This window comes from Peribacillus sp. NPDC058002 (assembly GCF_042886655.1).
Lineage (GTDB): Bacteria > Bacillota > Bacilli > Bacillales > DSM-1321 > Peribacillus > Peribacillus aracenensis.
In genome coordinates this window covers 1-9,859 of record NZ_JBHVQU010000140.1, presented here as the reverse complement: position 1 = coordinate 9,859, position 9,859 = coordinate 1, and the positions used below count along the sequence as shown (strand labels likewise).

9 protein-coding genes and 2 pseudogenes are annotated in these 9,859 nt (G+C 41.6%); 5 read left to right on the top strand and 6 right to left on the bottom strand.

What is annotated here, in order from left to right; all coding sequences use genetic code 11:
* Positions 1-248: 248 nt before the first annotated feature.
* Together ACFVSH_RS19000 and ACFVSH_RS18995 are read left to right on the top strand one after the other, a co-directional pair.
* A complete protein-coding gene (locus tag ACFVSH_RS19000) occupies positions 249-1,085 on the top strand; it encodes a phosphodiester glycosidase family protein (RefSeq protein ID WP_387707329.1) in 837 nt (278 codons plus the stop codon).
* Positions 1,086-1,400: 315 nt separating this feature from the next.
* Entirely contained in the window at positions 1,401-1,874 is a 474-nt protein-coding gene (locus ACFVSH_RS18995) for a VOC family protein (protein ID WP_387707327.1), read from the top strand.
* Between the two features lie 47 nt (positions 1,875-1,921).
* On the opposite strand, the gene ACFVSH_RS18990 is transcribed toward ACFVSH_RS18995, so the two are convergent.
* Complete coding sequence (locus ACFVSH_RS18990; protein ID WP_387707325.1) at positions 1,922-3,805, bottom strand: S8 family serine peptidase; 1,884 nt, start codon at positions 3,803-3,805, stop codon at positions 1,922-1,924.
* Positions 3,806-4,135: 330 nt separating this feature from the next.
* Between ACFVSH_RS18990 and ACFVSH_RS18985 the strand changes: the two genes are divergently transcribed.
* The 3 genes and pseudogenes from ACFVSH_RS18985 (at position 4,136) to ACFVSH_RS18975 (ending at position 5,999) form a co-directional block, all read left to right on the top strand.
* Complete coding sequence (locus ACFVSH_RS18985; protein WP_387707323.1) at positions 4,136-4,270, top strand: hypothetical protein; 135 nt, start codon at positions 4,136-4,138, stop codon at positions 4,268-4,270.
* Between the two features lie 93 nt (positions 4,271-4,363).
* Positions 4,364-5,412: pseudogene (locus ACFVSH_RS18980) on the top strand (IS1595 family transposase).
* Between the two features lie 26 nt (positions 5,413-5,438).
* Complete coding sequence (locus tag ACFVSH_RS18975) at positions 5,439-5,999, top strand: hypothetical protein (protein WP_387707321.1); 561 nt, start codon at positions 5,439-5,441, stop codon at positions 5,997-5,999.
* A gap of 162 nt (positions 6,000-6,161) precedes the next feature.
* On the opposite strand, the gene ACFVSH_RS18970 is transcribed toward ACFVSH_RS18975, so the two are convergent.
* From ACFVSH_RS18970 to ACFVSH_RS18950, 5 genes and pseudogenes are all read right to left on the bottom strand, one after another.
* Positions 6,162-6,869 carry an ABC transporter ATP-binding protein gene (locus ACFVSH_RS18970; protein ID WP_192205910.1) on the bottom strand — a complete coding sequence of 236 codons (708 nt, stop codon included), beginning with the start codon at positions 6,867-6,869 and terminating at the stop codon, positions 6,162-6,164.
* A complete protein-coding gene (locus tag ACFVSH_RS18965; protein WP_034308746.1) occupies positions 6,869-7,651 on the bottom strand; it encodes an ABC transporter ATP-binding protein in 783 nt (260 codons plus the stop codon). The genes ACFVSH_RS18970 and ACFVSH_RS18965 overlap by 1 nt, the downstream gene beginning before the upstream one ends.
* Positions 7,623-8,588: a branched-chain amino acid ABC transporter permease gene (locus ACFVSH_RS18960; RefSeq protein ID WP_260284830.1), complete on the bottom strand. Its 966-nt coding sequence runs from the start codon at positions 8,586-8,588 to the stop codon at positions 7,623-7,625. Before ACFVSH_RS18960 ends, ACFVSH_RS18965 begins: the two co-directional genes overlap by 29 nt.
* A 13-nt stretch (positions 8,589-8,601) precedes the next feature.
* Entirely contained in the window at positions 8,602-9,480 is an 879-nt protein-coding gene (locus tag ACFVSH_RS18955) for a branched-chain amino acid ABC transporter permease (RefSeq protein WP_260284831.1), read from the bottom strand.
* Between the two features lie 162 nt (positions 9,481-9,642).
* Positions 9,643-9,859 (bottom strand): annotated as a pseudogene (locus ACFVSH_RS18950) (ABC transporter substrate-binding protein); the annotation flags it as partial.

Genomic DNA, 9,859 nt, shown 5'->3' with positions numbered 1-9,859 from the left:
CTTATAATCCTGCGACATTTTTGCCGGTACCTTAGTCACACCCTATATTTTAAAAAAAGACAATATACCTATGATATTATAAATAGTTAAACACTTCAATGTAATTATTTTTTAAAAAACTTTTACCCTTGAGAAAAAATGCTAGTTCGTCTAAAGTATCCGTAGGGTAACTTTCCATTATTTTGCCGTAATATGATAGAATTGTTCGGCACACTAAAGAAACAAGCAGCGAGGGGATTATGGCAACTATGAGGAAGATTATTGTAATCTTATTTTTTTCATTTTTATTATATGGATGTGAAACAACGGAAAAGGACATTCAGCCTGATACTGAAAGAAACGTCAAACAGGAAAACTCTGATTTGGCCAATGAGTTACATTTAAATTCGAATGGATTTTATGAATATCATTCAAATACTTTAAACATACAAATCCAACCTGTTATTAAATCAAAACTGAAATATTGGGTTTCAACCATAAAAGTAAAGAATGTATCACAAGTTAAATCTGAATTTGCAGGCGGTAGTTTTAGTAGTAAAAAAGAAGAAACATCGGAAATAGCAAAAAAAAGCAAAGCTGTGTTTGCAGTTAATGGCGGAGGTATTCAGTTTAAATCAAGGAGCGCTGTCATTCGAGATGGAAAAGTATTCAGAACGGGTTTTGCACCACTAGAAATCAGAAAAAATGGCAAACTCTTTATTGGTGATGGAAGAAGAACGGCAGAAGACATGCTTGAACAAGGCGCATTACATATCTTTGATTTTGGGCCTGAGTTATTGATTAATGGAAAGGTTCCTTCTTTTAAGAACCAAGATTGGTTTACAACAGTCCGTGCGCCAAGAACTGCGATAGGACAAAGGAAACCATATGAATATATCATTATAACGGTGGATGGTCGTTCGTCTGAATCCAATGGCATGACGTTTGCAGAGCTTGTAAAGGTATTTCAATCCAAAGGGGTAACGTGGGCTTACAATCTAGATGGAGGTGGCAGCACTACCTTATATTACTTGGATAGCATCTTAAATCACCCTTCAGATGGAGAAGAAAGACAAATATCAGACATATTATATTTTACTGAGTAGCATAATTTTTAATTTATACAAACAATAATTAAGCCCCTCTCCATTTAGAGAAGGGCTTTTATTATGGATGAGATATCACAACTACGAGAATTATTTTAAAAAAAGGCAGCACCTTATTTGTATTTTTTTATTAAATCTGTCGGTCTGTAAAGCCAAACTTCCTGATTTATAACTATTACCATCCGCTTGTTCCTGCAACATCACCTTCATTCAATTCATTTATTTATAACATTGGCCATTGCTTCTTTTTTTGTCCAAAACGTGCCGTTTGCCCCACAACTTAAAGGGGTATTTTATTATCAGGGGGGGATACATATGACAGCAATTACTCATATTGGATTGGCTGTACCTGATTTGGATACTGCGATTAAGTGGTATGAGCAGGTGTTGGGTTTCAGGTTATTGGCTGGTCCCTATTCGTTTGATGCAAGTGCGGAGAATGAACATAATATGACGAATGATCTTCTTGGTGATGATGTTAAAAAGATGCGTAATGCACATTTGATGGCGGATAATGGAGTGGGGATTGAGCTTTTTGAGTTTGAGGAGCCGAGGATGCCTAAAGGTGAGAGTCGCGGTCATGAGGGCTTTTTTCATATTTGCTTGATAGCAGATGATATTGATAGGCTGGCTGATGATATTGCTGCTTCTGGAGGAAGAAGGCGAAGCGATATATGGAATACTTGGAAGAATAAGCCCTATTATTTAATATTTTGTGAAGATCCTTTCGGCAATATCATTGAACTTTACAGCCGAAGCACGGAATTGATGTATGGAAATAGAGATTGACAAGAAATGCCCCCAATTTGAGTATTGGGGGCTGTTCTTGTTTTTCTTCACTTTTTAACCGTTACTTTTCTTGATTCGCTTACATTTTTCGCTTTGTCTTTGGCATAGGTATATAGATTCTGCCCGGCTTTTTGTTTGGGGATTTTAACTGAGAATGTACCTTTGGCCGTTGCTGTGGCAGAGCCGATCACTTTTCCTGATGCTTTGATGGATACTGTGGAGTTGGCTTCTGCTTTGCCTGTTACTTTTGTCGTTTTTGTGGTTACTGTGTTGACCGTCGGTTTACTTGGAGCTGTTTTGTCTGCGACGGTCACGGTTTTGATCGAGCTAACATTTCCTGCTTTATCGATTGCTGTAACGGATAGGACTTTTCCGGCTTTTTGTTTTTTTGACATCGTTACGGTGAAATTCCCTGCGCTGTTGGAATTTGCTTTACCTAGAACCGTACTGCCGGTTTTGACAGTGACGGAAGAGCCCGCTTCCGCTTTGCCGGTTACTTTGACGGTATTGTCACCTACCGTATTTACGGAAGGTCTTGCAGGAGCCGTTTTATCTGCCACTTTAAATGAAACGGGTATACTTTTATTTCCCGATTCATCGATTAGCCTGGTAGAGATGGTCGTTCCGGCTGTTTGTTTGGCAATAGTCGCCGTAAAGGTTTTTTCGCCGTTGATTTTCACTGTGGAGAGTTGGCTTTTATCGGTATAAATGGATACTGTCCCCGTTTTAAAATCAGTCGGGATTTTCCCGTTGATCTTGGTGTCCTTATCGGATATCGCGGTCACGGCCGGTTTGGTCAGCGTCTTCATCTCGAGTGCTTTTTTGGCATTGACCCGCCCGTTTCCATAGTATATGTCTTTCCCTTTTGCACCTAGGTCCACGGCTGAATCATAGAGGCGGTATTCGACCTCCGTTTTGTTAAGTTTGGGCTCATTGGACCAAATCAGTGCCGCTACACCCGCCACCATCGGTGTTGCCATCGATGTTCCGCTCATCCAGCCGTATTTACCATAAGGTAAGGTTGAAAGGATATCACTTCCTGGTGCCGCGATATCGACTGTTGAATGGTAGTTGGAATAACTGGGACGCTTGTCCCTTGAGTCAGTGGCAGCAACGGAAATGACGTGGCTGAATGCGGCTGGGTACACACGCTGCACATTTTTCCCCATATCCCCTTCATTCCCGGCAGCCGCGACGATCAGTACGCCTTTTTTATAGGCTTCCTGGACGGCTTTATTAAAGGACTCCGAATAACTGGTGTCTCCTAAACTCATATTGATGATGTTAGCCTTTTGCTGAACGGCATAATGTATTGCTTCAATGATATCGGCCGTATTGGCATACTCTCCATCAAAGACATTGATCGGCATTAGTTTAACATTCGGGGCAACACCCGTTCCGCCTATGCCGTTGTTCGCAGAACCAGCAATGATACCCGCGATATGCGTTCCATGCGCCCCTTTTGGTACGATATGCTTCCGATTTTTTATCGTATCATAGGCATTGACGATCTTCCCTTTTAAATCTTCGTGATTGCGATCGATGCCGTCGTCAATGATGGCCACGATCAATTCCTTCGACCCCATGGTTTTGGTCCACGCTGCACTCGTACCAAGCTTTTTATGATGCCATTGGTCTATGTAAGCTGGATCGTTCGGACTTTCCATTTTCTTAAAAATGTAGTTTGGTTCTGCATACTCCACATTCTTCTGTTCTTCAAGTTCCTCGATCACGTTGTCTGTCGTTTCCCCTTTAGGAACCTCCACTTTTTCTATCAACTCGTTGATCGGCTCATCGTTCGTCTCTTTATATTTGACGATGACACCATCAGATTGCGGGATCTCTTCTGCAGAAGCAGAATCTGGCTGGTAGTTTGGCAGAATCATAAACAGTAATAATACCGGCAATAAAACCTGAATAAGTTTGTGCATACAATCACTCCAAAAATATGATTAAGAATAGCTATCGATGAGGTTATATAATGAACCAATTCTACTATTTATTCCTAACTAGATTGTATACCGTCTGATTTGGATTTACTAACCTTTTTATCTAGTTAAAATAGCTTATTTAAAAAACAAAAAACCGCTATAAATTTGCACTTTGATTTCCACTCCAGGCACTCGCTTTTCCCGCTGGAGTCTCGTACCTTCCGTTCCAATCAACTTATTCAGGTAAAAACACTTTTGTCTAAATAAGGGGGCCGAAGTATCGCAACCCGAATTCATGTTTTTTACTTTTTATATGGATGAAACACTATATTGAAGAAATTTGCGGCACTCCTGCCGAATTACTGGCTTGCCGAGACACCACAGCCGCTTGCTTTGATGAGGCTTGGCAGACAGTCGGCGGAAAGGGAGCTGATTTCTGAAAGCAACTGGAACTTTTTAAAATAAGGCTCTGTTAATCAATTATGTTGATATTTCGATTTAAACGAACTGTTGTTCTATAATGAATATACAAATAAGGACAAAAGAGAGTGGTTTCGAATGGCATTAACAGACATTATTAAGGAGATTCAAAAACTCAACACCGCAGACCAGATACGTTTAAAAGAGTTTTTCACCAAATCTCTTGCCTTAATTTCTGTAAGTGAACCGATTTTTAAAGAAGTAGCCGAACAGAGACATAAGGAGGGCTACACTTGCACACACTGTCATTCGAATAATGTTGTCCGATTCGGAAAGTATTCTGTCAAAGTAGGAATGAAAACGATGGAACGGCAGCGTTATGGCTGTAAGGAGTGCAGGAAAACATTTACTGATGTCACTAACACACCTTTACGGGGGTCGCACCTTCCTCATAAATGGCTGGATTTTATTCAGTGTATGATTGGGTACTCTTTACGCAAGTCATCTGAACTGATTGAAGTCCACTACGTTACCCTTTTCTATTTTGGAGGCATAAGATTTTATCAGCTTTGAAACAAATGGTTTTTGACCAATTTTCTGGTATCGTTGAAATGGACGAGACCTATTTCCTATACTCGGAAAAAGGGAAACGTAATTTAAAACTGCGTAAAGCTCGTAAACGTGGTGGTGCTTCTCAATATCGTGGCATTAGTAAGGAACAAGTTTGTGTGTTGATTGCAAGAGACAGTCAAAAACTGACTTATTCAAAAGTGATTGGGCAAGGACGTATTGTAAAATCTCGCTTAGAAAAAGCAATCGGCTCCAAGTTATCTAAAACGAATACCCTATGTATAGATGCTTGGCGGACTTTTAAAACCTATGCAAAAGATAAAGGATTAGAGCACTATCACTTTAAATCAGATGGGAAGGAACGTGTAAAGGGGCTTTACCATATCCAAAATGTCAATAACTATCACAGCCGTCTGAAAGGTTGGATGGACCGTTTTAATGGTGTGGCAACAAAATACCTCGACCATTATTTGAGTTGGTTTCAATTCCTAGATGTAATTAGATTCCGTAATGATTCTACAACGGTAAGCAAAATGATTATTGATAGCTGCTTGTTATCCACTGACGCTACTTATGATAAATTAAGATTATCTTCATTAAATTATAGTCTTCGTTAAAAATAACCTAAGTAGGAGGGAAGAAATTGAAAAAAGAATATTTCGTTCAATACTCACACAATAGCATAATAAATGGTTTTTCCCTTCCAAAAGATATGTTCAAATCAATCGATTTTGGAATTAGAGACATAGAAACTGACTTTCTTTTTACGTCGATTAAAAATATGTTTAGCTTTCCTGTTTTCTTCGTGCTGGAGTCTGTGATTTTTGAACACGTTGAAAGGATTATCTTTGAAAGGAACATCCCTTCTTACAAATTCGCCTCTGAGGGCTTTATTATCAAAATTGAATCGGTTGACACACTAAAAGTAATTTGTGATTGTACGGTTGATTTAGTTTTAAATGGATTGACTGTGTTTATATTCTTTGGACAAGGACTTTCTGAAGTGAATTTAGTTCCAACAAGAACCTGGGATAAACCTATTGAATTTAAAAACCTTGATTTTGAAAAAGTCGATACATTTATTGATGTACACGAAGTTGGATTGACTATATTTAGTAAGAATGACAAATATAACTCCCCTAGAAAAGTTACACACTATATATCGGAAGCCTATTTGCTTGATTTGGAAAACAGTGACATTTGATGGACGGATTAACTTAAATAAGAACAAAATCAAGGACCTTGTATGAGGTCCTCAATTTATATTCGATTATCAACAATATTATTTAACAGAGCCTAAAATAAAAAAACTGCAGGCAAACCCGATTTTCCTCGAGTTTGCCTGCAGTCCATCGCTATAAAAGGTTTAATGGCCACCTAAATAGGCATTCTTGATTTCTTCGCTTGCAGTCAGTTCCTCTGATTTGCCAGATAGGACGATTCGGCCGGTTTCGACAACATAGGCTCTGTCCGCGATGGATAGTGCTAAGTTGGCATTTTGTTCGACCAGCAGGATCGTTGTACCTGTTTTGTTGATTTCTTCGATGATGTTAAAGATTTGCTTCACCAATAATGGTGCGAGTCCCATCGATGGCTCGTCCAATAACAGGAGCCGGGGCTTGGCCATGAGGGCCCTTCCCATTGCGAGCATTTGCTGTTCCCCGCCGGAAAGGGTTCCGGATTGCTGTTTCAGGCGCTCTAGCAAACGCGGGAATAATTCATAGACTTTCTCCATATCCTGCTTGATGCCTGCCTTATCTTTGCGTAAATAAGCACCAAGCTGAAGGTTTTCTTCAACCGACATGTTAGCGAAGACACGCCTGCCTTCAGGGACATGGGAGATGCCCATTTTCACGATGGATTGTGCTGCCTTTCCGCCTATGGATTGCCCTTCATAAATGATCTTCCCTTGTTTTGGTTTTAATAGGCCGGAAATACTTTTCAGCATCGTGCTTTTCCCGGCTCCGTTTGCCCCGATAAGGGTCACGATTTCGCCTTCGTTAATAGAAAGCGAGACTCCTTTCAAGGCTTGAATGTTTCCATAATAGACATTGATGTCCTCGATTTTTAACATTATGAAACCTCCTCGCCCAGATAGGCCTCGATGACTTTTGGATTGTTACGGATTTCCTCTGGCTTTCCTTGAGCGATCAGTTGTCCGTGATCGAGTACGTATATGCGTTCGCAAACACCCATGACGAGCGGCATATCATGTTCTATCAATAATACGGTCAAATCGAATTTCTCACGGATGAGGGCAATCAGGTTCATGAGTTCGTGCGTTTCCTGGGGATTCATCCCCGCAGCCGGTTCATCCAGTAAAAGCAGTTTCGGGTTGGCCGCAAGTGCGCGGGCGATTTCCAAACGTCTTTGTTTACCATATGGCAGGTTCTTCGCCTTTTCATCCTTATATTGATCAAGGTTGAAGATCTTCAGGAACTCAATCGCCTTTTCATCCATTTCCTTTTCGCCTTTAAAATGGATCGGCATGCGGAAAATCGAACTTAAAATGCCATGCTTCGAAAGCGAATGATAGGCCACTTTAACATTATCGATCACGGATAGTTCACTGAACAAGCGAATGTTCTGGAATGTCCGGCTGATCCCTTTTTGCGTGATTTTATATGGAGGCAGTTTTCTTAAGTTCTCACCTTCCAAAGAAATGGTGCCCTCTGTAGGGACGTAAACTCCTGTCAGCAAATTAAAGAAAGTTGTTTTTCCAGCGCCGTTCGGCCCGATCAAGCCAATTAATTCTCCTGGATATAACTCGACGTTAACATCAGAAACGGCTTTAAGCCCTCCGAACTGGATGCCGACTGAATCGACTTTAAGCAGCGGTGTTTTTATTTTTTTCATGGCTGCTTCCTCCTTTACGTTTGAACATGGATGTTATTTCTTTTGTCCCCATTAAACCTTGTGGACGATAGAGCATCATCACGATAAGCACAAGGCTGTAAATGATCATTCGCGTTTCCGGATAATCCTGCAGGAAAGTCGTGACTACCGTCAGTAATATCGCGGCCAATACGGCACCGGAAAGGCTTCCAAGACCGCCAAGTACCACTAGGATCAAAATATCGAATGATTTCAGGAATCCAAAGTTCGATGGCTGAATGATATAGAAGTTATGAGCGTAAAGCCCTCCAGCAATACCGGCAAAAAAGGCACCGATTGCAAACGCGACAACTTTGTAATACGTCGTGTTGATTCCCATCGAATCGGCAGCCGTCTCGTCCTCGCGGATCGATATGCAGGCCCTGCCGTGGGTCGAGCTAGTAAAGTTTCGGATGACGATGATCGTAATGATGACGGAAGCGAATACCCACGGCCAAGTGGTCAAATGGGAAACCTGCATGCCGCTCGCGCCGCCGACATAATCGATATTCAAAAGCATGATCCGGACGATTTCCCCAAAACCGAGGGTCGCAATCGCCAGGTAGTCACCTTTTAAGCGTAAGCTTGGAATTCCGATGATCAATCCCGCCAACGCTGACGCCAAACCTCCGACTATCAATGCCGCATAAAACGGCATTTCCAGCTTCATCGTCATAACGGCTGAAGCATAGGCACCGACTGCCAGGAATCCGGCATGTCCGATGGAGAACTGCCCGGTTATCCCGATGATCAAGTGCAGGCTAGTTGCCAGAATGATATTGATCCCGATGAACATGAGCGTATTTTGATAAAAAGGATTTAGCGATCCGCCGCCGATTAACACTTGAACTACGGCGAAAAAGATCAATGATAGTGAAATCGAGAGCCAAAAACCTTTTGCTCGCTTAATTGTAGTCATTGCTTTGTCTCCCCTATACTTTTTCTTTTTTGTTTTTACCGAATAAGCCTTGTGGCATGAAAATCAAGATAAGAATCAGTACGACGAAGGCTACAGCATCACGCCATAATGAGTAACCGGCGGCACTGACCAAAGCTTCGATGACACCTAGCAATAAGCCACCGACCATCGCGCCCGGTATAATACCGATCCCTCCAAGTACGGCGGCAACGAATGCCTTCAATCCCGGAAGCACACCCATGAGCGGCTCAATCTTAATATAGTAAATACCGAAAATGACGCCTGCTGCCCCCGCTAATGCGGAACCGATTGCAAAGGTGGCAGAAATCGTATTATTTACATTTATCCCCATCAGCTTAGCTGCATCCGCGTCGAAGGAAACGGCACGCATCGCTTTTCCAATTTTTGATTTATGAACGATGATTTGAAGGATGATCATCAGGACTACGGCCACTCCAAAAATCAAAACCGATTGACTATTGATGGAAACTCCAAAAATATCGAACTTTTCTGTCGGCAATACATCATTCGGATAAGCTTCCGGCTGTGCACCGCGGACGTAGATGAATCCGTATTCGATCAAAAGGGAAACACCGATGGCCGTGATAAGTGCCGCAATACGTGTTGCGTTACGCAATGGCTTGTACGCGATACGCTCGATCAAAACCCCAAACAGCGCACAGACCGTCATCGAGATTAATAGGGCGGGAATGAATGACAGATCCAGAACCGTTATCGAGTAGAACCCAACGAATGAGCCGACCATGAATACATCGCCATGTGCGAAGTTTATCAATTTAACAATCCCGTAAACCATCGTATATCCGAGAGCGATAAGGGCATAAATACTTCCTAGTGAAATCCCGTTTATTAACTGTTGTATCAATTCCATGTTCGACTCTCCTTGAAAATCTAATTTTATGAATGATTAGTCCAAACTCTTTTCATTCCGTAATGGGGATGTTCAGTGACCTGGTATGCTTTGAAAATGAGAATTCGCCAGCACCTTCTTATTGACGAAGGGCCGGCGAAATGATGGAGTTTTCCTCCGAAATTAAGGATTGATTTTTGTGTTGAATACTTGTTTTCCCTCTTTAAATTCAAGGATGGTAGCAGATTTGATTGGATTATGTTTTTCATCCAATGTGAATGTACCTGTTACAAGCTCAAGGTCCGCCGTTTTTTCCAGCGCTTCTTTGATTTTTTCTGAATCCGCTGAACCAGCACGTTTAATTGCGTCTGCAAGGAAGTATCCTGTGTCATATCCTAGC